Here is a 23,633-nt window from a genome sequence, read left to right as displayed (position 1 = left end):
GAACACCCCCAGCCCCACCCCATTGGAGGACTTTCGCCGTGGGTATCGCCATATGGGCGCTCGTCGCCTACATCGTCATCATCGTCGTCTGGAACGGCGTGCTGAAACGCAACATCGGTGAGGCGATGCTCATCGGGTTCGCCGGCGTGTGCCTCTTCGGCGGGGCCCGCTTCTTCGAGCTGGCCTGGGCGGGCATCGCCGACGCCATGGCCGAGGAGGTCGTCTTCGCCGCCCTGGCCTTCGTCTTCATGGGGTACCTGCTGACCAGGCTGGGCCTCATCCAGGAGCAGGTCACGGTGCTCAACTCGGTGTTCGGCCGGCTGCGCGGCGGCGCGGGATACGTCTCGACGTCGGCCGCCGCGCTGCTGGGCGGCCCTTCCGGGTCCGGCTCGGGCATCTCGGCCTCGGTCGGCTCGGTCACCATTCCCTGGATGATCCGCTCGAACTGGCGGCCCGACCTGGCCGCCTCGCTCGTCGCCGGCAACGCCGGGCTCGGCATCTCGATCCCGCCGAGCTCGTCGATGTTCCTGCTGCTCGGCTCGGCCGCCGTGGCGCCGGTGCTGACCGCCGACCAGTTGTTCGTGCCCGCCCTGGTGGGCGGCCTGTGGACGGTCGCGCACCGGTTCGTGGTGGTCTTCCTGTGGGTGCGCAGGCACCGCATCGCCGCCACCGACGCCGCCGACATCGTGCCGCTGCGGGCCGCGCTGCGCGCGGGATGGACCTCGCTGCTGGTCTACGCCGGCATCGCCATCCCCGTGCTGATGACGCTGGAGTTCGGCAAGGCGCTCATGGAGTCGCAGGTCGGCGAGGCGGCCGGGGACATCAGCATCGTCGTGTGGATCCCGGTGCTGACCGTGCTGGCCACGTTCGCCGTCGCCTGGCGGCGGCTGCCGCGCACCGCGAGCGCCTGGAGCGACCTGCTCGGCGAGATGGCGCCCCGCTACGCCGTCATCGGCGCCACCCTGTTCTTCGCCTTCGCCGCCGCCGCCAGCCTCGGCGAGCTCGGCCTGGTCGAGCAGCTCACCGCGATCATGCAGAGCGTGCAGGCGCCCGCCGTCGTCATCGCCACCATCGTCGGCCTGCTGCTCGTCGTCATCGCCGCGCCGCTGACCGGCACCGCCACGATCGCCGCCGTCGGCGGGGTCGCCTTCAGCGCGCTCACCGCGGCAGGAGTCTCGCCCGCCGCCGCGGCCACCGCCATCCTCATCTTCGCCTCGACCGAGGGCGCGTCCCCGCCGGGCGCGGCCCCCATCTACATCGCCAGCGGCATCGCCCAGGTGGACCCGGCCAGGACGTTCGGCCGGCTCATCCTGTGGTTCGTCATCCCGACCCTGGTCATCGGCGTGCTGGTCGCGACCGGCGTGCTGCCGATCTGAGAGGAGCCCCCCGTCATGAGACGTCTCACCATGGTCCTGTTCAAGATCGGCCTCGTGCTGTTCCTCGCGCTCGGCGTCGTCCTCGTGCTCGCCCAGGCCGCCGGTCTGATCGCGGGCAGCCCCGGGCTGGTGTCGGGGGCCGTCGCGGCGCTCGGCCTGCCCATGACCGTCGCGGCCGGGGTGACCGGCCTGCTCGGGTTCGTCATGTCGTACGTCTACCACTGGAAGACCGGCGAGGACTGACCGCCACCCGCATGGACGGCGCTGACCTGGGTAGACGTGCCGCCGAGCAAGCGGGGGGAAAGCATGAGGACGCAGCAGACGAGGTCTCGCGGCAAGGACAGGGCCGTCACGCTCGCGCGGACGGCCGTCGCGCCCAGACCGGGGATGAAGACCCGGGTCAGGAAGGTCGTGACCAGGCCCAAGACCGTCCTGATCGGCTCGGCGCTGCTGGCCGCGTTCCTGGCCGGGCGGGCCTCACGCCGCCGCAGGCCGGGTCATCTCATCCCGATGTCCGGCGGCGCCGCCCCGGTATGAGGCACGACGCCAGCCACGCCAGCGTGCCGGCCGTCTGGCCGGTGACGTAGTACAGCCGCGGCGGCACGTACGGCAGCACGGCCGAGTGCCGCTCGTTGAGCAGCGCGATGAGCTGGCGCGGCGGCAGGTTCACGTAGCGCGGCACGTTCTCGTACCAGCGGGCGCTGCGCCTGGCCGCCCGCTGCGAGACGCGGATCGCCGCGCGCCGCTCGCGCTCGTAGCGGGCCAGCGCGGCGTCCAGGCCGGTCGCCGAGTGCAGCGCCTCCACCAGGTAGGCGGCGTCGCCCAGCGCCAGCGCCGTGCCCGCGCCGATCGAGAAGTGCGTGGTGTGCGCGGCGTCGCCGAGCAGCACCACGTTGTCGCGGTACCACCTGCGGTTGGTCAGCGTGCGGAAATTCAGCCAGCGCGCGCTGCCGCCCGCCTCGGTCCGGGCGATCAGCGGGTGGCCGTCAAGCACCTCGGCGAACAGCTTCTCCAGCAGGGCCAGCCCGTCGGCCTCGCCGGCCGTGTCGAAGCCCAGCCCGCGCCAGGTGTCGGGCGCGCACTCCACGATGAAGGTGCTGTGCCCGGGGTCGTAGCCGTAGCCGTAGCCCCAGATCCAGCCGTGCGGCGTCTCGGTGAAGGCGAAGGTGAACGCGTCGAGCGCCTTGGTGGTGCCGAGCCACATGTACATGTTGCGGCCGACCGACACCTCGGTGCCGAAATGCTCGGCGTGCCGCTCGCGCAGCACGCTGTTGATCCCGTCGGCGGCCACCACCAGGTCGGCGTCGGCGAACTCCGTCTCCGCGGTGATCTCGTGCTCGTGCACGATGTGCACCCCGAGCGCGCGGGCCCGCTCGGCGAGGACGTCGAGCATGCGCTGCCGTCCGACGCCGAAGCCCTCGTCGCCGTGCTCGACGGTGACGGTCGCGCGGTCCTGCACGTGCACGACCCAGCTGTCCCACCGCACCGACGACTCGCCGATCGCGCGGGCCGACTCCGGGTCGACCTCGTGCAGGTAGTCGAACAGCTCCTCCCAGTACGTCACCCCCCACCCGTAGGTGGCGCCGGCCGGGTAACGCTCGTAGACGGTGATCTCGTGGGCGGGGTCCACCCGCTTCATCAGGATGGAGAAATACAGGCTGGCGGGTCCGCCGCCGACGCAGGCGACCTTCACAACGAGCTCCTCACCGTACTAAACGTCACCATTCAGGTGCAGAGAGTATCAAGCGGTGGGCGGGTGAGGCGGACGCCGCGCCGCCGAGCAGGCCGAACGCGTACCTTTCGGGTCTCTCGGGTCTCTCGGGTCAAGGGGCGACCGTGGCGCGGACGAGGCGGCACGCGTCCGCGGGGCGCAGGGCGTCCGCACGCCGCCACAGGGCGGGATCGACGCAGTCGGCCTGCCGCACGTGCTCGGCCGCCTCCAGGCCGTGCCGCTTGAGCAGGGCCGCCAGGTCGCCGGGGGAGAAGAAGGACAGCCACGGCTCGCCGCGGTCGGCGGCGGCCCCCATCGCGAACTCCGCGAACGCGGCGCCGCGCTCGTCGCGCAGCTCGGGCGGCAGGGCGTACTCGATGACCACCTCGCTGCCCGCGGGGAGCCGGCCGAGTGCGGCGAGGGTCGCCTCAATGGCCTCCTCGGTGAGGTACATGGTCACGCCGAGCCAGCTCACGAAGGCCCGCTCGCCACCGTCCGCCCCGCCGTCCGCCCCGCCGGCCGGCTCGGTGGCCGGCAGGGTGGCGTGGAGTGCGGCCGGAAGGTCTCCGGTTTCGAGGTCGAGGGGGACGAACGTCAGGCATGGCGGCTGGTCAAGGCCCGCCGCGCCCATCAGGTCGCGCTTCCACCGCTGGGTGTCCGGGTGGTCCACCTCGATCACGTGGACGCCGGGGCGGGCCCGCCAGGCGTAGGTGTCGAGCCCCGCGCCGAGCACCACGTGGCGGCGCACGCCCGCCTCGGCCAGTTCGGCGGCGCGCCGCTCGGTGTAGCCGCCGCGACTGGTCACCTGGGCGCGGGTGCCGGCCAGCACGATGTGCTCGCCGAAGCGGCGGTGGTAGCCGATCAGCTCATCGGCCAGGGCGCCGAGTAGGGGCCCGGCCAGGGTGTCGCGGAAGAGGAACGGCTCGCCGTCCACGACGAGGTGGGCGGCGCGGGCGGCGGCGGCCATGAGCGCGGTCTGGCTGGGTTGCGCGTCTCGCATCGGCAGGCGTTCCTTTCACGGGAAAAGTCGGGGAACGCCGATGCTAAGCGCGATATTCACTATTCCCAACTCATCATAGCAGCACAAAATAAATCCCCGATTCTGCTGCTATCACAGGCTAATAACGTTGTTTATCAGCCTTTTCGGGAAATGGCTCGCGTCCCCGGGCACCCGCGTCGTCCCGGCCGCGCGTCGTCCGGCTGTGCGTCGTCCAGCTGTGCGCCGCCCGGCCGAGGCGGCCGGGCGGCGCGGGTCGAGGCGGTCAGCCGCGGAGGAGGTCGAGGCGGAGCCTGGCGAGCCAGGAGCCCCAGCCGTCCTCCGGGCGGCTGTCGCCGATGCGCAGGTAGAAGGTGGTGCCGTCGTCCAGCAGCTCGGCCAGGTCGAGCGTGCGGGGCGAGCGGTTGGACAGGTCGCGGACGTTGCCGGGCTCGCGCAGCGCCGTCCGCCAGGTCTCGCCGTCGGTGGAGACGTCCACCAGGAACTGGTTGCCGATGTCCAGCGTGAGCGTGCCGCCACGGACGTCGGACGGCAGGGCGAAGCGGTAGACGGCGTGGCTGTCGCCGTCGGTGAAGCGGGCCCGCCCGTCGAAGACCTCGCCGTCGAGCTGCGAGCCGTCCTCGTCCAGCAGCCACGGCTGCTCGGCCGGGGTGCCGGGGGTGAACTCCACCCTGTCGCCGATCACGGTGATCGTCGCCTGCTTCTCGGCGATGCCGAGACCGGTCGCGGAGAACCGTACGGCATGCGCTCCCGGCTCGGCGGAGGCCGGCACGCTCACCCGGAACGTCACCGTCTGCGACGCCCCCGCCGCGATGGGCCCGAACTCCGCCGACGCGGGCTCGACCGCCCAGCCCTCCGGCCCGGTCGCGGTGATCCGGCCCTTGACCGGACGCACGGAGTGGTTGGCCACGGTCACCGGCACCTCCACGGTGTCACCGGCCCCGGCCAGTGCGGGGGCGGCGTCCAGCACGAGCGGCGAGGTGGCCGGCGGCGCGGGCGCGAGCAGCTCGATCTCCGCCAGTGACGTGCCGCCGGTGAACCTGAGCCGGTAGTGCGCGTACGACCCCGGCTTCGCGATCCTGAACGGCCGGGTCTGCGACCGCCACGCGAAGCTCTCGCCCGACCGCTCGTCCAGCACCTCCCACCGGGCGCCGTCGGCCGAGCCTTCGAGCACCCATCCCGTCGGGTCCTCGGCCGGCCGGCCGGCGCCCGAGGTGAGCGTGTAGAAGGTCGCCTTCCGCCGGTCGGCGAACGCGTACGTCACCGTCCCGGGCAGCGCCGCCCGCGTCCCCGAGTCGTCGTCGAACAGCGCGCCCGCCTCGGCGGGGACCGTGCCGGGCCGCGTCAGGTCGCGCAGCGGCTCGGGCACCCGGTCACCGTCGCTGATCGACGGCGGCGCGGCCTCCTTGCCGGCGCCCCACCGCGACGGCCGCGGCCCCATCTCGAACTCCAGCTCGCCGCCCTCGGCGATCAGGTCGTGCGGCAGGTACGTCTTCCCGTACGGCCTGCCGTTGACCTTCAGCCCCTGGACGTACACGTTGCGCTCGCCGTTGCCCCGCGCCCTGACGATGAGCTTCCTGCCGTTCTCCAGCCGCAGCGTGGCCTTGTCGAACAGCGGCGAGCCGATCGCGTAGTACGGGCTGCCCATCTGCAGCGGGTAGAAGCCGAGCGCCGAGAACACCTGCCAGGCCGACATCTCCCCGTTGTCCTCGTCGCCCGCGTAACCCTGCCCGATCTCGCTGCCCACGTACAGCCGCGACAGCGCCTCGCGCACCTTGGCCTGCGTCTTCCACGGCTGGCCCGCGTAGTCGTACATGTAGGGGATGTGGTGCGAGGGCTGGTTGCTGTGACCGTACTGGCCCATCCGCACGTCGCGGGCCTCGCGCATCTCGTGGATGACCCCGCTGTACGAGCCGGGGAACAGCGCCGTCTCCTGCTCGGCGAAGAACGCGTCCAGCTTGGCCGCCAGCGCGTCCCTGCCGCCGTATAGCGCGGCCAGTCCTGCGCCGTCCTGCGGCACGTGGAAGGCCATGTTCCAGCCGTTGGTCTCGGTGTAGTCGAAGCCCCAGACGCGCGGGTCGTACGCCTCCGGCTTGCGCCGGAAGGAGCCGTCGGCGTTGCGGCCCTGGAAGAAGCCGGTCGCCGGGTCGAACATGTGCACGTAGTTGAGCGCCCGGTTCCTGAAGTACTCGTACTCCTCCAGGTAGCGGGCCCGCTCGGCGCCCTTGGCGCGGGCGGCCAGCGCCTTGGCCATGCCCGCGACGCCGAAGTCGTTGATGTAGCCGTCCATCGCCCACGACATGGCCTCGCCGGTCGCCTGGATCGGCGTGTAGCCGAGGAACGCCGAGGTGGACAGGCCCTTGCGCCCCACGTGCCGGGTGGGCGGCGCGACGGTGGCGTTCTTCACCGCCGCCTCGTAGGCGGCCTTCGCGTCGAACCCGGGCACGCCCTTGAGGTAGGCGTCGGCGAAGGCGACGTCGGAGCTGGTGCCGACCATCAGGTCCGCGTAGCCGGGCGAGGACCAGCGGGCGATCCAGCCGCCGTCCCTGTACTGCTGCACGAACCCGTCCACCATCTCGCCGGCCGCCTTCGGGGTGAGCAGCGCGTACGCCGGCCAGGTGGTGCGGTAGGTGTCCCAGAAGCCGTTGTTGACGTACACCTTCCCGTCGGCCACCCGCGGCTCCGGCGGCGTCTCGGTGGAGGACTGCACGGCGTGCCGGTGGACGGGGGCCTGCGCGGTGCCGGTGTTCTCGTACGCCGAGTTCGGATAGAGGAACAACCGGTACAGGTTCGAGTAGAGCGTGACGAGCTGGTCCTTGCTCGCGCCCTCCACCTCGACGACGCCCAGCTTGGCGTCCCACGCCCTGCGGGCCCGCTCGCTGACCGTCTCCAGCGTGTCGGAGCCGGAGATCTCCAGCTCCAGGTTCTTCTTCGCCTGCTCGACGCTGATCAGCGAGGACGCGATGCGCATGCTCACCGTACGGCTCGGGCCCGCGTCGAAGGCGAGGTAGCCGAGCACGTTGTCGCGGCCCTGCCCGGTCAGCTTGCCGCCGCCGGTGACCGGGCGGTCGAAGACGGCGTAGAAGTACATGCGGGCGGCCCCGGTGGACAGGTCGCTGCGCACGTCGGAGTGGCCGGTCACCACGCCGCCCGCCACATCCAGGGTGAGCCCGCCGCTGTCGTCGACGTTGTCGAAGATCAGCTTGGCGGCGTCGCCGGGGAAGGTGAAGCGGGCCAGCGCCGCGTGGTCGGTCGGCGCGATCTCGGTCTTCAGCCCGCTGTCGAAGGTGACCGCGTACAGGTGCGGGCTCGCGACCTCGCGCTCGTGCCGGAAGGGCAGCGCGCGGGCCGTGCGCGACGGGTCGGGCACGCCCTCCGCCGCCGACGGCATGAACTGGAACGTCTGCCGGTCGCCCATCCACGGGCTCGGCTCGTGGCTGGCCGTGAACGCCTGGATCTCCGGCAGGTTCGCGGCGTTGTTGGCCCGGTGGTAGGCGTACAGCCAGTTCGTGGAGCCGGCGTCGGTCATCGGCGTCCAGAAGTTGAAGCCGTGCGGTACCGCCGTGGCGGGGAAGTTGTTGCCGCGCGAGAACCCGCCGGTGGAGTGGGTGCCGCGGGTGGTGACGACGTACTGGGCGGGCGAGGTGCGCCGCTCGTCGCGGCCCTCGTACGCGTGCCGCCTGCGCTCGGAGATGATCCTGATGTCGTCCACCCAGCCGCGGAACCCGGCCTCGCCCGCCGGGGTGTCGAAGGCCACCAGGATGCGCTTGATGCGCTTGCCCCTGGCCACCTCGCCGATCCTGGCGTGCTTGTAGTTCCACTGGTCGGCGTAGAGGGTTTTCGACTCGCCCTGGGCGCGCGGGTCGAGCCGGACGCCGTGCTGGTCGGCCGCCTTCAGGTCGCTGAGGTGGGTGCCGTCCTTGAAGGCCAGGTCCACCGACACGTACGTGCTGGGATAGCGCAGGTCGGCCGCGGTGAGCTCGGGGAAGACCACGTACGACAGCTCGGTCGTGGCCGTGACCGGGATGTCCACCTCGAACACCTTGTTCGTCGCGTGCCCGCCGCGCCCCGACGTGGTGCCGCCGGAGTAGCGCAGCGCGTGCAGGCCGGTGAAGCCGGCGCGCGGCTTGGCGGTGTGGCCTCGGGTGGGGCCCGTGCCGATCCTGCTGCGCATGTCGCTGCGCGGCGGCGCGCCCGTGCGGCCGTCGGACAGCTCCCACTCGGCGAGCTGCAGGGTCGAGCCGCCGCCGATGTGGGTGACGTTCAGGCGGTAGTGGGCGTAGGCGGTGGTGTTGGAGAAGCGGTACTCCTTGCGCTGGTGGCGTGCGGTGAACCGCTCGCCGGTGCGGGTGTCGAGGGTCGTCCAGGTCTGCCCGTCCTGCGAGCCCTGCAGCTGCCAGTCGCGCGGGTCGCGCTCGGGGGCGTCGTCGGCGGAGGTCAGCGCGTAGTGCACGACCGCGACGGGCTCGGACAGCGCGTACGCGGCCCAGCCCGTGCCGGTGAAGACCAGCCACTTCGTGCTCGCGTCGCTGTCGGCCAGGTTCTCGCGCACCTCGCCGGAGGAGGCGTACTCGCCGCTGGCGGTGACCTGGGAGATCTTCTCGACGATGCTGCCCTCGATGAGGCCGGGCAGGGCGCCGGTGACGCCGGAGGACTTCTCGGAGGTGTCGGTCCAGGTGGGCTCGGGGTCGCCGGGCTCGAAGGAGGTGGCGAAGGCTGCGCCCTCCTGCTTGGCCAGGGACTGCCCGTCCTGGGCGGATCTGCGCTGCGCCTCGGCGGGCGGCGCGGGCTCGGGCGGTCCCTGGTCGGGCGGCGGGCTGTAGGAGGGGCCTGGTGCGGGGGTGCCGGACGGTCCCGGGTTGGGGACGGGCTCGGGGCCCGGCCCCGAGGTCAAGGCGTAGGCGGCGGGGGTGGCGAGGAGGAGTGCGACGACGGGGGATAAGACCGCCGTGAGGAGAGGGCGCTTCACCGGGGGGTCACCTTTCGTGCGCGGGCCTGCGTTGACAACGTTGTCAGCCCCGATCTGTAAAGAAAGTTTCAAGCCGGGGGAGCTCTGTCAAGACATCGTTGTCAGCCGCCGGTGAGCGGGCCTTCAGTCGTCGATCCGGTGCGGGCTCGCGCTGCTGCGATAGAGCAGGGACAGCGGCTCGGCGGGGTCGGCCTGGGCGAGCCGGGTGGCGGTACGGCCGACGAAGCGGGCCAGCGACCGCGCCAGGTGCGGCTGGTCGAAGTAGCCGAGCCGGTGCACGACCTCGCCGGCCGGCACGCCATCCCTGATCAGCACCGCCGCGTGCCTGGCCCGGTCGATCTGCCGGACCGCGTTCCTGGTCAGGCCGGTGGCCGCGAGGAAGCGCCGCTGCAGCGTACGCTCCGACACCCACGACACGGGGCCGCCCCCCGAGGCCACCAGCGGGTCGCGGACCAGCACCTCCTCCCGCGCCAGCCGCCGCACGAACGCCTCGGCGTCGTCGTAGCCGGGCAGGTGCCAGGACGACCCCTTCAGGTGGAACGAGCGCCGGGTGGCGCCGGGGAGCAGCAGGTTGCCGTCGACCAGCCGCTCGAACGGCAGGTGCGGCATCGAGACGCCGAGCGCGAAGCTGATGCCGAAGAACGTGGCGTCCTCGGGCACCGGCGCCACGCTCGCCCGCGTCTCCGGCCCCTGGACGGCCACGTGCGTCTCGCCGCGCTCCTCCCAGAAGACCAGGTCGAAGCGCGCCGAGGCGACCGACATCATCTCCGTGACGTCGCTGCTGCGGCTGCGCCAGACCCGCTCGACGTACGGCGAGTCGGACCGCCGGCTCTCGATCTCCAGCCCCATGCCGTGCTCACATCCGCAGTGCCGGGGGGAAGCCGGTCCAGCGCAGGTCCTGCGGCAGGTGGCTCATGTCGTTGAAGAACATCAGCGAAGGCGGCACCTCGGGCCGGTAGAGGATGACGGTGAGGGCGCAGTTGCCCTGGTTGAGCCCCATCCAGCGGGCCTCGGGCGCGCCGAGCGCGTGCCGGACGAACCAGGCGACGAGGAAGTTGTGCGTGACGATCAGCTCGTGCGTCTCGACGTCGGCGGGGCCGGCGTGCCGGGCGATCGCGGCGGCGGCCAGCGGCGGGCCCGAGGTCAGCTCGGCGTCGGTGAAGCCGTTGAGGAACGCCGCGTGCGCGGGCGGCAGCTCGTCGCGAGGCGGGGCGGCGGGGATGTAGTCGCCGTACAGGTCGCCGGTCCGCACCTCGGCGCCGGGCAGGTGGCGGGCCACGATCTCGGCGGTACGCGCGGCACGGGGGAGCGGGCCGTGATGCACGGCGGTGATGGGATGTTCGGCCAGCCGCTTGCCGAGCAGCTCGGCCTGTTCGCACCCCGTCTCGCTCAGCTCGCCCTCGTCGATCGCCGCGCCGTGCCGTGCCAGATAGAGATAGCGGTTCGCCACCCTTTGCCCCCTTCTTAGGTGAGAGTGAAGTGTGGCACACCAGGCCGTTTCACGGCAGCGAACCTTCCCCTGACGGCCATGCGAGGGTGTCGTCATCGTCAGTGATCGCGGGGGCGGATGGTGGGCCGGGACGAGGGGCATGTACGGTGCGTTGTCGAGATTTCACGCACAGGAGTCATCGTCATGCCTCACCAGGCACTACCCATGGCCTGCCACGCCGCGGCCATCGCCGCGGTCCTGCTGGCCGTCACCACCGCACCCGCCCTGCACGCCGGTCTCACCACCACCGACGACCCGGCGGCGCTGCCCGGGCCCGCGGGGCTCGAGGACCTGCCCGAGCTGGCGGAGCTGACCGTACGCCGGCTGCTGCTGGCCGACGCGGTCGCCGCCGCCGAATACGGCACCCCCACCACCAGCGCTGCCGCCGACCTCACAACCGAGCGCGAGCTGTTCGACGCCGTCACCGAGCACTCCGTCGAGATCGGCCTGCCCGCGCCCACCGGCGTGTGGTTCTTCCGCGCCCAGCTGGAGGCGGCCAACCTGGTGCGGCGCGGCCTGCACGCCCGCTGGCAGGCCGAGCCCGCGCTGCGCCCGCAGCCGCGGCCAGGGCTCGCGGGCGACCTGCGCCCGCGGCTGGACCTGCTCACCCCGCGCCTGCTGCACCTGCTCAAGGACACCGAGCCGGTACGCGGGGCGCCGCGCCGCTGCGCGCCTGCCCTCGCCGACGCCCGCCGCGCCGCCGAGACCCGCGCCCGCCTCGACCGCCTGCATCGCGACGCCCTCGCCCTGGCGCTCGCGCCCGTCTGCGCCGCAGACTGACTCGACGGAACCCGCTCGTCCGCCCGGCCCCGTGAACCGGATCGGCCGCCCGCCCGACTGTGCAGGGTGACGGGAGGACGAGATGATCGATGAGCTGCTGGTCGTCCGCGCCCAGCTGGGCGAACGGGACGCGCTGGCCGAGCTCGTGTCCCGCTGGCGCACGCCGGTGTGGACGTACGTGCGCCGCATGCTGGACGCCGAGCGGGCCGACGACGTGAGCCAGGAGGTGTGGCTGGCCGTGGTCCGCGGCCTGCCCCGGCTGCGCGAGCCAGGCCGGTTCAAGCCCTGGCTGTTCACCATCGCCCGCAGGTCGGTGATGGACCGGCTGCGCGTCCAGTACGCCGACGAGCCGGCGCACCCGGGCGAGGAGCTCGCGGGCGACCCGGCCGACGCGGTGCTGGACCGGGCCGAGCTGACGGCCGCCCTGGCCCTGCTGCCACCGGCCGAGCGGGAGATCCTCGTCCTGCACCACCTGGAGGACCTGCGGGTCGAGGACTGCGCGCAGATCTGCGGCATCCCGGTGGGCACGGCCAAGTCCCGGCTGAACCGCGCCCGGCGGCTGATGCGCGAGCGCCTGGAGGAGAAGGGGTACCGGCCATGAGCGAGGAGAAGCCGCGCCTGTCGGCGCAGGAGCTGTTGGATCGGCTGGAGCCGGCGCTGTCGCCCCGCCGGCGCGTCCGCGCGGTGGCCACGCTGGTCGCGGGCGTGGCGGGTGCGCTGTTCGTGATCGGGCTGTGGGCGAGCGAGCCGGGGCCGCTGCCGGGGCGTACGCAGCTGGCGTTCGGGCTGTTCACCGCGTTCTGCCTGGGCTGGGCCTGCTACGGCGGGTGGCTGCTGACGCGGCGGGTGCCGCTGTTCGCGACCGACCGGGTGGTGGCCGGGTGGCTCGCGCTGGCGGCCTCGGCCGTGACGACGACGCTGCTGGTCGTGGTGGCCGTGCAGCGAGGTGAGGGGCTGGGGGTGGCGCTCGGGGCCGGCGGTCCCGTCGTCGCGGTGGCGCTCGCGCTGACGATCAGGGCGCACGCGCGACGGGCCGCCCTGCTGCGCCGCAGACGCGAGCTGTCCGGCGACGAGCCCTGAGCCCGGGTCCTGAGCCCGGGTCCTGCGCCCGGGCACGGGATGGGAGCCGGGTTGCGGGCCCGCGCTGGCGGGCCCGCGCCGCGGGGTCTCGCCAAGGCGGGAGGTTTATCGATAAAGTGACCTCCGACCGGCCCCCGAACGCGAGGAAGCTCACCCGATGAGTCCTGTCACCGTGCCCGCCATCATCAACCTCGACGTCCCAGGCCCCGTGATCAGCCGCCACCTGTACGGCCACTTCGCCGAGCACCTGGGCCGCTGCATCTACGGCGGCTTCTACGTCGGCGAGGACAGCGACGTGCCCAACGAGGGCGGCATCCGGCTCGACGTCGTCGAGGCGCTGCGCGCCCTGAACATCCCCAACCTGCGCTGGCCCGGCGGCTGCTTCGCCGACGAGTACCACTGGATGGACGGCATCGGCCCCAAGGAGAGCCGCCCGGCCATGGTCAACACCCACTGGGGCAACGTCGAGGAGAACAACCACTTCGGCACCCACGAGTTCATGGCCCTGTGCGAGCTGCTGGGGGCGGAGCCGTACATCAGCGGCAACGTCGGCTCCGGCACGGTGCGGGAGATGAGCGACTGGGTGGAGTACCTCACCCGCGAGGGCGACTCGCCGATGGTGCGGCTGCGCAAGGCCAACGGGCGCGAGGAGCCGTGGCGGGTGCGCTTCTGGGGGCTCGGCAACGAGGCGTGGGGCTGCGGCGGCAACATGAAGGCCGAGCAGTACGCGGCCGAGGCCCGCCGCTTCGGCACCTACTGCCGCGACCACGGCGACAACAAGCTGTATCGCATCGCGGCCGGCGCGAACGGCGCCGACTACGCCTGGACCGAGACGCTGATGAAGCAGCTCGGCGAACTGGGCTGCGCCTACCGGCCGGCATCGTTCATGCAGGCGCTGTCGTTCCACTACTACACGATCCCCGGCACCTGGCAGGACAAGGGCTCGGCCACCGAGTTCGGCGTGGACGACCACTACCGCACGATGGTGCAGGCCTCCCGGGTGGACGAGCTGATCAGCGGCCACTCCAGCGTGATGGACTGCTACGACCCCGGCAAGAACGTGGGCCTGGTGCTGGACGAGTGGGGCACCTGGTGGAACGTCGAACCGGGCACCAACCCCGGCTTCCTCTACCAGCAGAACTCGCTGCGCGACGCGCTCGTGGCCGGCCTGCACTTCGACGTCTTCCACCGGCACGCCGACCGCCTGGTCATGGCCAACATCGCGCAGACCGTGAACGTGCTGCAGGCCATGATCCTCACCGACCCCGACTCGGGCGCGCTCGTGCTGACGCCCACGTACCACGTGTTCGAGATGAACAAGGGGCACCAGGACGCCGCCTCGCTGCGGGTCGACCTGCCCGACGGCCTGCCGGCACGGCAGGTGGACGGGACGGAGCTGCGTACGGTGTCGCTGTCGGCCAGCAGGAAGAACGGGCAGGTGCTGATCTCGCTGTCCAACCTGGACGCGGGCGAGGCGGCCGACGTCGAGCTGGACCTGCGCGGCGGCGCGGTCGCGGTGACCCGCGCCCGCATCCTCACGGCCGGCGACCTGCGCACGCACAACACCCCCGAGGCGCCCGAGGCGGTCGCGCCGCGCCCGCACGAGCAGGTCAAGGCCACCGCGTCCGGGCTGCGCGTGCACCTGCCCGCCCACTCCTTCGTCACCGTGGAGGCGAGCCTGACCTGAGCGGCGGCGCTACCCTCGGCGGCATGGTGACGATGGACGACGTCGCCCGGCTGGCCGGGGTGTCGAAGATGACGGTCTCCAACGTGGTCAACAACCGGGGCGGGGTCAGCGAGCCGGTACGCCGCCGCGTCCGCGAGGCCATCGAACGCTCCGGCTACCGGGTCAACGTCTCGGCCCGCACGCTCAGGTCGGGCCGTACCGGCGTGATCGGGCTCGCCGTGCCCGAGATCGACCGGCCCTACTTCGGGCGCCTCGCCTCCCACGTCATCGAGCGGGCGCGGCGGCGCGGCTTCCACGTCGCGATCGAGCAGACGGGCGCGGCGGCGGCCGGCGAGATCGACGCCATCGCCCACGCGCGGACGCTGCAGTTCGACGGGCTGATCCTCAGCGCGGTCGGGCTCGACGGCCGCGACCGCACCCCGCCCGAGGGCGACCACCCGATCGTGATGCTCGGCGAGCAGGACTTCGGCGGGCGCTTCGACCACATCGCCATGCCGAACGAGGAGGGCACCGCGGCGGCCACCGCCCACCTGCTCGACCGGGGCTGCCGCGCCGTCGCGCACGTCACCGGCCGCCTCGACTGGAACCTCAACATGGTGAACGCCCGCCACCGCGGCCACCTCGGCGCGCTCGCCGCCCGCGGCGTCGAGGCCGACCCCGCGCTGCACGTGGGCCTCGACGCGCTCACCATGGAGGCGGGCCGGGCGGCCGCGCACCGGCTGGCCGCCGCCGGGCGGCCCTTCGACGGCGTGCTGGCGGTGACCGACACCGTCGCTCTCGGCGTGCTGCGCGGGCTGGCCGACGTGGGGCTGCGGGTGCCCGACGACGTGCGGGTGGCCGGGTTCGACGACATCGCGGAGGCGGCGTACCTGGTGCCCGCGCTCACCACCGTGGCGCCCGACCACGCCTGGATGGCCGAGAAGGCGGTCGAGCTGGTCACCGGGCGCATCGCCGACCCGGGGCGGCCGACCGGCCGGTACGTGGCGCCGTACGAGCTGGTGATCCGGGAGTCCACCAGATAGGCGTATGTCCCGTTTCTCCCATAAATACTAAAGGCCCCTTCTGTAGCTGTTAGATTCGTGGGTCATTGATCACGAAGGGGCGCCGACGTTAGGAGAAACGTGCTCAGAAAGACCTCCCTGCTCGCCACCGCGCTCGTGATGATGGGAACGGTGCTGACCGCTCCCATCGCCGCCGCGACCGTGACAGGCAAGGACGTCACGAACGCGGTCGGCAAGCGCGGGGTGACCTGGCGGCCGTGCAAGGAAGAGCCGAGCGTCGAGTGCGCCACGCTGAAGGTGCCGGTCGACTGGTCCAAGCCCAACGGGCCGGCCATCGACCTCGCGCTGGCCAGGCGCAAGGCCAAGGACTCCGCCGCGCGCATCGGCTCGCTGCTGACCAACCCCGGCGGGCCCGGCAACTCCGGCGTCGACGGCATCCTGCGCCCCACCGGATTCAGCGAGGAGATCCAGCGGCGCTTCGACATCGTGAGCTACGACCCGCGCGGCGTCGCCCGCAGCGGCTCGGTCACCTGCTCGGCCTCGGTCTACAACCAGATGCCCTACCCGGTGATGAAGAGCCAGGCCGACTTCGACAAGTGGGTCGCCTTCGACAAGAAGCTGCGCGCCGACTGCCGCAAGCGCACAGGCCCGGTCTACGACCACCTCGACTCGAAGAACGTCGCCCGCGACATGGACGCCATCCGCGCCGCCCTCGGCGACGAGAAGCTCACCTCGTACGGCGTCTCCTACGGCACGCTCGCCCAGCAGATGTACGCCGAGATGTTCCCCGACCGGATCAGGGCCATGGTGCTCGACAGCAACATGGACCACAGCCTGAACGTCAAGGCGTTCCAGGTCACCGAGGCGGCCACCGTCCAGGACAGCTTCGACGAGTTCATCGCCTGGTGCCGGCGCGACACCGGCTGCGCCCTGCACGGCCGCGACATCCGCGCTCTGTGGAAGAAGGTCGTGGCCAAGGCCGAGCGCGGCGAGCTGGTCTGGCCCGGCGGCGACGACAAGGTCAGCGCCCACAACCTGCTCTGGCTGGCCGTCATCATGAACGAGGCGCCCGACTGGCACCTGGAGGCCCAGGTGCTGCTCGCCCTGGACGGCGGGCCGGTGCCGGACGACATGCCGCGCCCGCCCGGCAACGGGCCGGTGAGCGGCAAGTGGGCCGAGCTGCCCACCGCGATCCTGTGCGAGGACTGGAACCTGGGGCTGCGCGACTACAAGGAGTACGCCGCCGTGATGCGGGCCTCCAACGCCGTGGCGCCGGACGTCCGCTACAACCCGATGCCGATGGGCGACATGCCGATCTGCCAGGGCCACCCGGTCACCAACCCGCAGCACCGGCTGCGCTACAAGGGCAGCGCGCCGCTGCTGGTGGGCACGTCCAGGCACGACCCCGACACGCCGTACCGGTGGTCGGCCAACGTCGCCAGGCAGCTCGGCTCCAAGGCGACGCTGCTGACGTACGAAGGGTGGGGGCACGGCATCTACGGCATGACCGAGTGCACCACCAAGGCCATGGACGGCTACCTCATCTCGCTGACCGTGCCGAAGCGGGGCACCACCTGCCCGGCCGAGGAGCCGGAGCCGAAGAGCTAGGCCGGTCGTCCGGCAGACGGGGCCGCGCGGTACACCGCGCGGCCCCGTTCGTTTGTGAGAGGGCCATTGACCGCCCCGATGTTAGCGATCACACTGAGGGCGCCGCCGATGTGAGTCCCCTTCCGGCGGCGCAGGAATGTTAGCGCTAACAGAAGCGTCATACCCCCTCCGAAGGAGACGCATGTACGCGACCCTGCCCCGCAGGACGGCCGTGGTGCTCACCGTGGCCTGCCTCCTGCTCGCCTGCCTGGCCGCCGTCGCTCCCAAGCGGGCCGCCGCGCTCGACCCGTTCACCGGCTACCTGATGGCCCACTTCACCGGCGAGTCCGCCAACGGCGAGCAGATCTACCTCGCCCACAGCGACGACGGCCTGCACTGGACCGACCTCAACAACGGCCAGCTCGTCCTGCGCTCCACGATCGGCACGCGCGGCGTCCGCGACCCCTCGATCGTGCGCTCCCCGTCCGGCGACCGGTACTGGATCGTCGCCACCGACCTGCGCATCGCCAGCGGCACCTCATGGAACGACGCCGCCAACCGGGGCAGCACCTCCCTCGTCGTCTGGGAGTCGCGCGACCTGGTGAACTGGTCGGCCCCCTGGCTCATCAACGTCGCCGGCGCCATCCCCGGCGCAGGCAACGCCTGGGCGCCAGAAGCCATCTACAACGCCGCGACCGGCGACTACGTGCTCTACTGGGCCACCAACTCGGCGCGCAACGGAGTGACGAAACACCGCATCTGGTATGTCCGTACGAGCGACTTCCGCTCCTTCACCACGCCCCAGCTCTACATCGAGCGCGGCGGCACCCAGGGGCTCATCGACACCCAGATCATCGAGGTGCCCAACAGCGTCGGCGGCCACCGCTATTACCGCGCCTCCGCCGACGGTCACATCACCATCGAGGCGGCCGACTCGATCCTCGGCACCTGGACCACCCTGGGCAACCTGTCGCACATGGGCATCTCCAACGGCACCGGCGGCGGCACCGTCGTCGAAGGCCCCATGTGGGCGCGCTTCAACGAGCGCGACGAGTGGGCCCTGTGGCTCGACCAGTTCGCCACCGGGCGCGGCTACATGCCCATCACCTCCACCGACCTCGGCAGCACCCGTAACTTCCGCACCCGCTCCGACTACGCCATGGGCGGCAACCGCAAGCGGCACGGCTCCATACTCAACCTCACCGCCGCCGAGGAGAGCCGGGTGCTCGGCCGCTGGGGGAGCAGCGTGCCCGCCAGCCGCATCCAGTCCTACAACTTCCAGGACCGCTACATCCGGCACGCCGACTTCGACGTGCGCATCGACGCGAACGTCAGCCCCGCCCAGGACGCCCAGTTCCGCCTGGTGCCAGGACTGGCCGGCGGGTCCGGCACCGTGTCGTTCGCCTCGGTCAACTACCCCGGCTACTACCTGCGGCACTACGGCTTCGACCTGAGCCTGGCCGCCGACGACGGCACCGGCACCTTCGCCTCCGACGCCACCTTCCGGCCCGTGGCGGGGCTTGCCGACGCGTCGTGGACGTCGTACCAGTCGGTCAACTACCCCGACCGCTACCTGCGCCACTACGACTACCTCCTCCGCCTCGACCCGATCACCGACGCGCAGAGCCGCGCCGACGCCACCTGGCGCCGCGTCTCGGGCTGAGCCTCCCGGGTAGGGGGCGGGTGAGGAGGGACGTCCTACGCCACCCGTCCGTCCCCTTCCTGGCTGGGGAGGGGCCGCCGGAGGCGACGCCCCTTCTGAACCGGCATCCCTCCGGCACGGGGGAGGACCTGATGGTGATGACCGGCACCCTTCGCCCGGCGGAGGGGCTGATGGCGGTGACCGGCACTCTTCCGACGGCGGAGGGGCTGATGGCGGCGACGGGCGCTCTTTCCATCCGGGGGACCCCATGACGGCGGCGCGGCGTGCGCGGGAGTCTCGTCTGCAGGGCCTGATGAGGGCGGCGCGGCGGGCGGGGGATCCGCGTGCGCAGGAGCTGGTCGCGGCGGCCGAAGGTGACTGCCGCAGCCTGGAGCTCGTGACGGCCGCCGAGCGGGCGGGGATCCATGATCTCCGCCTGCTGGCGGCCATCGCGGCCACGCCGCGCGAGCTGTTCGTGCCGCTCCGCTCGGCCGGGCAGGCATGCCTGGACGTGCCCATCCCGCTCGCCCACGGCCAGCCCACCAGCCAGCCGTCCCTGGTCGCCCAGATGATCGACGCGCTCCGGCTGACCGGCGCCGAGACCGTGCTGGAGATCGGCACCGGCTACGGCTACCAGACCGCGCTGCTGGCCCGGCTCGCCAGGCACGTCCACTCCATCGAACGTCTGCCCGACCTCGCCGCGCACGCCCGCGCCAACCTGGCCGCCGCCGCTGTCACCGGCGCCGAGGTACTGGTCGGGGACGGCTCGGCCGGGCTGCCCGAGCATGCCCCCTACGACGCCGTCATCGTCTCCGCCGCCGCCCCGCACGTCCCCGCCGCCCTGGCCGAGCAGCTGGCGGAGGGCGGCCGGCTCGTCATGCCCGTCACGGGACAGATCGCGGACATCGTCACCCTCTTCACCAAGCAGCGCGGACGCCTGGCGAGCCTCCGCGAGCTGACCCCCGCGTCCTTCGTCCCGCTCATCCCCGGCCCGTGAAGCCGGCGACGACCTTCGGCAGCGCCTCACGGGCGGTCTGGTTGTGATCCACCCTGCCCGCGTCGGGGCACGCCGGTCGTTGGGGGAGGCGACGAGCCGGCTGGCGGCGGTGGCGCGGCCCTTGGCGTCCACGGCGCGGTAGACCACGCGGTAGGCGCTGGCCCCGTACCTCACCTGCGCCGCCTCGATGCCGGCCGCCACCCCGCTCCTCGGTAGGGCCAGCCCCACCGCAACTCCCACACGGGGGTGCTGAGGAGGGGGCGGGGGCCCGTCAGCCCAGGGAAGCCCAGGTCGCGTGGCGGGTGGGCGGCCGGGGGAGGGGTTTGGGGGTGGTGGGGTGGGAAGGGGAGCGAGGTGGCCGTCACGCTCGCGCTGGCGGGGGACACGATGCTCGGCCGGGGTGTCGCCGACCTGCTGGCGAAGTCTGCCGACCCCGGGGATTACGTGTCGGACGCGGTTCGCGCGTACCTCTCCGAGGCCGACCTCACGCTGCTCAACCTCGAGTGCTGCGTGTCCGATCGGGGCACCCCGTGGGCGGCGCCGGGTAAGATCTTCCACTTCCGCGCCCCGCCGAGGGCCGCCGATCTGCTGGCCGAGCTGGGCGTGGGCTGCGTGACGCTCGCCAACAACCACGCGCTCGACTTCGGCCACGACGCGCTCCTGGACACCTGCGCCCACCTCGCGCGGGTCGAGATTCACACCGCCGGTGCCGGCCCCGATCTCGAACGGGCCCGCGAACCCGTGCTGATCGACATCAACGGCCTGCGCCTGGCCGTCGTCTCCGTCACCGACCACCCCGGCGACTACGCCGCCACCCCCGACCGGCCCGGCGTGGCACACGCCGACCTGCTGTCCGGGGTGCCCGCCTGGCTGATCGACGTGGTGGCGAGGGCGCGGGCGCAGGCGGACGTCGTGCTGGTCAGCCCGCACTGGGGGCCGAACATGACGACCGAGCCGCTCCCGTACATGCGGACCGCCGCGAGCATCCTGACCGGCGCCGGTGCCACGCTGATCGCCGGCCACTCCGCGCACGTCCCGCACGGGGTGGCGCCGCCCGTCATGTACGACATGGGCGACTTCATCGACGACTACGCCGTGGACCCCGACCTGCGCAACGACCTGTCGCTGCTGTTCCTGGTCACCTGCGACGACCTCGGGCCGCTCCGGCTGCGCGCGGTGCCGCTCAAGCTCGACTACTGCCGGACGACGCTGGCGAGGGGCGCCGAACGGGCCTGGCTGGCCAGCCGTTTCACCGCGGCCTGCGCCGCCCTGGGCACGGACGCCGTCTGGGAGGACGACGTCCTCACCGTCGACCTCCGCTGACAAGAGCCCACCGGGTTGCCGGGCGGGTGGACTCGGCGTCTGACCAGACCCCGGGTCACAGCCAGGTCGTCCCTCTCAGGGAAACGCCGCCCCACAACGCCGCCCCACAACGCCGCCCCACAACGCCGCCCCACAACGCCGCCCCACAACGCCGTCATGCCGGGGGCGATGAAAGTTTCAGCGCCGCTCTGCAACTCCCGCACACCCTCTGACCTGGAAAGGCGCCGCTCCTCGCAGGGAGTGTCCTTTGCGGGGTTGCGGGGCTGTGCTTCACTGCTCCTGCGGTTGGGAAAGCGCTTACCGTAAGTCGGTAAGCGCATTCCGACCGATCCCGAGGCGGCGCCGCGATCACCGGGCGCGCGCTCGATGCCCCATGCAGTTCGTCGAAAGGGGAGTTCACCGTGCGTAAAGACAGAAGGTTGAGCGTCGTGCTGGCGGCGGCGCTCGTGGCGGGCGGCGGGCTGGTGGCCGGGTTCGCCACCGCCGCCTCGGCGGCGCCGTCCAACGGCAACTACACGCTGGTCAACGCGGGCAGCGGCCTGTGCGCCGCGGTGCCGGGCGCGAGCACGGGCGACGGCGTCCAGCTCGCCCAGGCCAGCTGCTCGGGCGGGTCGGGGCAGGTGTTCGCGGTCACCTCGACGGGCGGCGGCTACCAGATCAAGGCCGTGCACAGCGGCAAGTGCATCGGCGTCAAGGACGGCTCCACCAGCGCGGGCAAGGCCGTGCAGCAGGAGTCCTGCAGCTCGGCGTCGTCGCAGAGCTGGCAGCTGACCGAGTCGGGCTCGAACTACCGGGTGGTCAACGCCAACGGCGGCAAGTGCCTGAACGTCAAGGACAACTCCACCTCCTCAGGCGCCCTGCTCCAGCAGAACTCCTGCGACTCGGTGTCGACCAAGCAGTGGACGCTCAGGGCGGCCGGCGGCGGCAACCCCGACCCGAACCCCACCCCGACCGTGACGCCGCCGCCCGGCGGCGGTGACGGCAGCGGCTCGTGGCCGTCCGACACCGGCAGCGTGCACCTGACCGACACCCGCGAGCTGGGCTCGTTCTTCGACGGCGGCATGAAGCGCTACTACGGCATCGGCGACGGCGGCCAGAGCGAGAGCCAGGACCCGATGTTCGTCGTGCCGAACGGCGGCACCATCCAGAACGTCATCATCGACGCCCCCGCCGGTGACGGCATCCACTGCGAGGGCTCCTGCACGATCCGCAACGTCTGGTGGAACGACGTCGGCGAGGACGCCGCCACGTTCAAGAGCTCCAGCTCCTCGGCCACCTACCTGGTGGACGGCGGCGGCGCCAAGTCGGGCTCCGACAAGGTGTTCCAGCACAACGGCGCCGGCACGCTGACCATCAAGAACTTCCAGGTGCACAACAGCGGCAAGCTCTACCGGGCGTGCGGCAACTGCTCGTCCTCCTACCAGCGGCACGTGGTGATGGACGGCATCACCGCCCGCTCGACCAAGGTGCTGGCCGGCATCAACTCCAACTGGGGCGACACCGCCCGCTTCAGCCGGATCACGGTGTACGGCAGCGCCACCATCTGCGAGCGCTACAAGGGCGTGCCGAAGGGTCAGGAGCCCACCAAGCTCGGCTCGGGCCCTGACGGCACCCACTGCCTCTACCGGGACTCCGACATCACCTACCGGTAGCAGATCGCGAGCCGGGCGGGCGGGTGAGGGCGCCCGCCCGGCCGGGCTCAGCCGTTCGGGTGCACGGACACGTGGACGGCGTCCTCCCCGGGCACCTCGCCGCCGAGGGTCTCGAACGCGAGCACGGTGTCGTCCAGCCCGAACGAGTGCGTGTGCAGCTTCTCCAGCGGATGGCGGCGCGCCTCGATGAGCCCGATGGCTTCGGCGTAGGCCCGGTTGTCCACCGAGAACGCCCCCACGACGGTCAGCCCGCGATTGACGATCACGTCGGTGCGCACCGGGATGTCGCGGCTCCCCTTCAGGCCGGCAAGCACCACCCGCCCGCCGGGCCGGGCCGCGAGCAGCGCGTCCGCGACCGGCTCCGCCGCCATCGGCGTCAGCTCCAGGACGACGTCGGCCATCGCGCCCGAGGTGAGCTCCCGCACCCGCTCGACGGTGTCCACCCCGGCGCCGGCCACGATGGTGTGGTCGGCGCCGAACTCGCGGGCCAGGGCCAGCTTGTGCGCGTCGGACTCCAGCCCGGTCACGATGATCGTCCCGGCGCCGGCCGCGCGGGCGGCGATGACGCAGGCCAGGCCGCGCTGCCCGGCGCCGAGGACGAGCACCGTGTCCCCGAGCCCGGCGCCGCCCAGGTGGCAGGCCCAGCGCACGCCCGCGCCGAGCGGGTTGAACAGCGCCGCCACCTCGACGGGCAGCGTGTTGTCGACGCGGTGCAGGATCGTGCCGGGCGCCAGGTACATGCACTCGGCCAGCCCGCCCCAGAGTGACGGGGCCTCGTCCACGGGCGTCATGCCGTGGCCGTGCCTGATGTGGGGGCAGTACTGGTACGCGCCGGACAGGCACCGGCGGCAGGCGTGGCACGGCACGACGATCTCCACGGCGACCCGGTCGCCGGGCTGCACGCCCCACCGGGCCGCCGCGCGCTCGCCGGCCTCCTCGACGATGCCGAGCGGCTCGTGCCCCGGCACGAAGGGCTGCGGCTCGTCCTGCAACATCGACCCGAGATGGCCCCTGTACGTCTCGACGTCGCTGCCGCAGATCCCGTTGGCCTCGATGCGCAGCAGACCGTCGTCGGGGCCGATCCGCGGTCGTGGGAACTCGCGTACCTCGATCTTGCGAGGAGCGATCTGTACGGCCGCGCGTACGGTTTCCGCCATGCTCTCTCCGAAGGGCCGGTCGTCCGCTGCCTGACAGGATGACGGCGGCCACCGCCGATTGCGACGCCGCTTCCGCCTCGCGGAAAGCCCCGAGCCGCCCTGTACGGCATATGCCCTAAAGCCGCTTTCATGGTCACATGAGCCATTTACTTCCGCGACGCGAAAGTCCGCTCGATCACCTCCGC

General features: G+C 72.2%; 19 protein-coding genes. 13 read left to right on the top strand and 6 right to left on the bottom strand.

Annotated features, from left to right (window positions below; genetic code table 11):
* Positions 1 to 38: 38 nt before the first annotated feature.
* The 3 genes from AB0K12_RS31045 to AB0K12_RS31035 all read left to right on the top strand — a co-directional run bounded on the left by AB0K12_RS31045 (position 39) and on the right by AB0K12_RS31035 (position 1,913).
* Positions 39 to 1,376 (top strand): TRAP transporter large permease subunit, encoded by a 1,338-nt coding sequence (locus tag AB0K12_RS31045; protein WP_364568950.1) that lies wholly within the window; start codon positions 39 to 41, stop codon positions 1,374 to 1,376.
* Between the two features lie 15 nt (positions 1,377 to 1,391).
* Positions 1,392 to 1,619, top strand: a complete 228-nt coding sequence (locus AB0K12_RS31040; protein ID WP_364568947.1) for a hypothetical protein — start codon at positions 1,392 to 1,394, stop codon at positions 1,617 to 1,619.
* Between the two features lie 63 nt (positions 1,620 to 1,682).
* Positions 1,683 to 1,913, top strand: a complete 231-nt coding sequence (locus tag AB0K12_RS31035) for a hypothetical protein (RefSeq protein ID WP_364568944.1) — start codon at positions 1,683 to 1,685, stop codon at positions 1,911 to 1,913.
* On the opposite strand, the gene AB0K12_RS31030 is transcribed toward AB0K12_RS31035, so the two are convergent.
* The 5 genes from AB0K12_RS31030 to AB0K12_RS31010 all read right to left on the bottom strand — a co-directional run bounded on the left by AB0K12_RS31030 (position 1,879) and on the right by AB0K12_RS31010 (position 10,503).
* Positions 1,879 to 3,069: an FAD-dependent monooxygenase gene (locus AB0K12_RS31030; protein ID WP_364568942.1), complete on the bottom strand. Its 1,191-nt coding sequence runs from the start codon at positions 3,067 to 3,069 to the stop codon at positions 1,879 to 1,881. The genes AB0K12_RS31035 and AB0K12_RS31030 overlap by 35 nt on opposite strands.
* 130 nt (positions 3,070 to 3,199) lie before the next feature.
* The gene (locus AB0K12_RS31025) at positions 3,200 to 4,087 is read right to left on the bottom strand and encodes an SAM-dependent methyltransferase (protein WP_364568940.1); all 888 of its coding nucleotides are present in this window, start codon (positions 4,085 to 4,087) and stop codon (positions 3,200 to 3,202) included.
* A 262-nt stretch (positions 4,088 to 4,349) separates the two neighbouring features.
* Positions 4,350 to 9,053 carry a GH92 family glycosyl hydrolase gene (locus tag AB0K12_RS31020; protein ID WP_364568937.1) on the bottom strand — a complete coding sequence of 1,568 codons (4,704 nt, stop codon included), beginning with the start codon at positions 9,051 to 9,053 and terminating at the stop codon, positions 4,350 to 4,352.
* 123 nt (positions 9,054 to 9,176) lie between these two features.
* Positions 9,177 to 9,902 (bottom strand): helix-turn-helix domain-containing protein, encoded by a 726-nt coding sequence (locus tag AB0K12_RS31015; RefSeq protein ID WP_364568934.1) that lies wholly within the window; start codon positions 9,900 to 9,902, stop codon positions 9,177 to 9,179.
* Between the two features lie 7 nt (positions 9,903 to 9,909).
* The gene (locus AB0K12_RS31010; protein WP_364568931.1) at positions 9,910 to 10,503 is read right to left on the bottom strand and encodes a histidine phosphatase family protein; all 594 of its coding nucleotides are present in this window, start codon (positions 10,501 to 10,503) and stop codon (positions 9,910 to 9,912) included.
* Between the two features lie 183 nt (positions 10,504 to 10,686).
* Here AB0K12_RS31010 and AB0K12_RS31005 point away from each other — a divergent pair, with 183 nt between their 5' ends.
* From AB0K12_RS31005 to AB0K12_RS30960, 10 genes are all read left to right on the top strand, one after another.
* The gene (locus AB0K12_RS31005; protein WP_364568928.1) at positions 10,687 to 11,322 is read left to right on the top strand and encodes a hypothetical protein; all 636 of its coding nucleotides are present in this window, start codon (positions 10,687 to 10,689) and stop codon (positions 11,320 to 11,322) included.
* An 82-nt stretch (positions 11,323 to 11,404) separates the two neighbouring features.
* Positions 11,405 to 11,923, top strand: coding sequence for an RNA polymerase sigma factor (locus tag AB0K12_RS31000; RefSeq protein ID WP_364568925.1), 519 nt, complete (start codon positions 11,405 to 11,407; stop codon positions 11,921 to 11,923).
* A complete protein-coding gene (locus AB0K12_RS30995; protein WP_345385767.1) occupies positions 11,920 to 12,402 on the top strand; it encodes a hypothetical protein in 483 nt (160 codons plus the stop codon). The genes AB0K12_RS31000 and AB0K12_RS30995 overlap by 4 nt, the downstream gene beginning before the upstream one ends.
* Before the next feature lie 157 nt (positions 12,403 to 12,559).
* Complete coding sequence (locus tag AB0K12_RS30990; RefSeq protein ID WP_364568922.1) at positions 12,560 to 14,089, top strand: alpha-L-arabinofuranosidase C-terminal domain-containing protein; 1,530 nt, start codon at positions 12,560 to 12,562, stop codon at positions 14,087 to 14,089.
* A gap of 23 nt (positions 14,090 to 14,112) precedes the next feature.
* Positions 14,113 to 15,111: a LacI family DNA-binding transcriptional regulator gene (locus AB0K12_RS30985; protein ID WP_364568919.1), complete on the top strand. Its 999-nt coding sequence runs from the start codon at positions 14,113 to 14,115 to the stop codon at positions 15,109 to 15,111.
* 99 nt (positions 15,112 to 15,210) lie between these two features.
* A complete protein-coding gene (locus AB0K12_RS30980) occupies positions 15,211 to 16,698 on the top strand; it encodes an alpha/beta fold hydrolase (protein ID WP_364568917.1) in 1,488 nt (495 codons plus the stop codon).
* 181 nt (positions 16,699 to 16,879) lie between these two features.
* A complete protein-coding gene (locus tag AB0K12_RS30975; RefSeq protein WP_364568914.1) occupies positions 16,880 to 18,340 on the top strand; it encodes a glycoside hydrolase family 43 protein in 1,461 nt (486 codons plus the stop codon).
* A gap of 292 nt (positions 18,341 to 18,632) precedes the next feature.
* Positions 18,633 to 19,316: a protein-L-isoaspartate(D-aspartate) O-methyltransferase gene (locus tag AB0K12_RS30970; RefSeq protein ID WP_364568912.1), complete on the top strand. Its 684-nt coding sequence runs from the start codon at positions 18,633 to 18,635 to the stop codon at positions 19,314 to 19,316.
* Positions 19,317 to 19,670: 354 nt separating this feature from the next.
* On the top strand, positions 19,671 to 20,639 hold the full coding sequence (locus AB0K12_RS30965; protein ID WP_364568910.1) for a CapA family protein: 969 nt from the start codon (positions 19,671 to 19,673) through the stop codon (positions 20,637 to 20,639).
* Between the two features lie 401 nt (positions 20,640 to 21,040).
* The gene (locus AB0K12_RS30960; protein ID WP_364568907.1) at positions 21,041 to 22,291 is read left to right on the top strand and encodes a pectate lyase; all 1,251 of its coding nucleotides are present in this window, start codon (positions 21,041 to 21,043) and stop codon (positions 22,289 to 22,291) included.
* A 47-nt stretch (positions 22,292 to 22,338) separates the two neighbouring features.
* Here the strand turns inward: AB0K12_RS30960 and AB0K12_RS30955 are convergent, their stop codons facing one another.
* Positions 22,339 to 23,448, bottom strand: a complete 1,110-nt coding sequence (locus AB0K12_RS30955; RefSeq protein ID WP_364568904.1) for an alcohol dehydrogenase catalytic domain-containing protein — start codon at positions 23,446 to 23,448, stop codon at positions 22,339 to 22,341.
* Positions 23,449 to 23,633 lie beyond the last annotated feature (185 nt).

The organism is Nonomuraea sp. NPDC049419, assembly GCF_040676995.1.
In the GTDB taxonomy this organism is placed as follows: domain Bacteria; phylum Actinomycetota; class Actinomycetes; order Streptosporangiales; family Streptosporangiaceae; genus Nonomuraea; species Nonomuraea salmonea.
The sequence above is the reverse complement of the archived record's forward strand: the minus strand, read 5'-3'. Positions and strand labels throughout refer to the sequence as shown.

Bases quoted from the DNA above. Each gene is read 5' to 3' on its own strand.
- AB0K12_RS31035 (WP_364568944.1), top strand. From the start codon at position 1,683: ATGAGGACGCAGCAGACGAGGTCTCGCGGCAAGGACAGGGCCGTCACG.
- AB0K12_RS30995 (WP_345385767.1), top strand. From the start codon at position 11,920: ATGAGCGAGGAGAAGCCGCGCCTGTCGGCGCAGGAGCTGTTGGATCGG.
- AB0K12_RS31000 (WP_364568925.1), top strand. From the start codon at position 11,405: ATGATCGATGAGCTGCTGGTCGTCCGCGCCCAGCTGGGCGAACGGGAC.
- AB0K12_RS30955 (WP_364568904.1), bottom strand. From the start codon at position 23,448: ATGGCGGAAACCGTACGCGCGGCCGTACAGATCGCTCCTCGCAAGATC.
- AB0K12_RS31015 (WP_364568934.1), bottom strand. From the start codon at position 9,902: ATGGGGCTGGAGATCGAGAGCCGGCGGTCCGACTCGCCGTACGTCGAG.
- AB0K12_RS30990 (WP_364568922.1), top strand. From the start codon at position 12,560: ATGAGTCCTGTCACCGTGCCCGCCATCATCAACCTCGACGTCCCAGGC.
- AB0K12_RS31025 (WP_364568940.1), bottom strand. From the start codon at position 4,087: ATGCGAGACGCGCAACCCAGCCAGACCGCGCTCATGGCCGCCGCCGCC.
- AB0K12_RS31040 (WP_364568947.1), top strand. From the start codon at position 1,392: ATGAGACGTCTCACCATGGTCCTGTTCAAGATCGGCCTCGTGCTGTTC.
- AB0K12_RS30985 (WP_364568919.1), top strand. From the start codon at position 14,113: ATGGTGACGATGGACGACGTCGCCCGGCTGGCCGGGGTGTCGAAGATG.
- AB0K12_RS31005 (WP_364568928.1), top strand. From the start codon at position 10,687: ATGCCTCACCAGGCACTACCCATGGCCTGCCACGCCGCGGCCATCGCC.
- AB0K12_RS30975 (WP_364568914.1), top strand. From the start codon at position 16,880: ATGTACGCGACCCTGCCCCGCAGGACGGCCGTGGTGCTCACCGTGGCC.
- AB0K12_RS30970 (WP_364568912.1), top strand. From the start codon at position 18,633: ATGAGGGCGGCGCGGCGGGCGGGGGATCCGCGTGCGCAGGAGCTGGTC.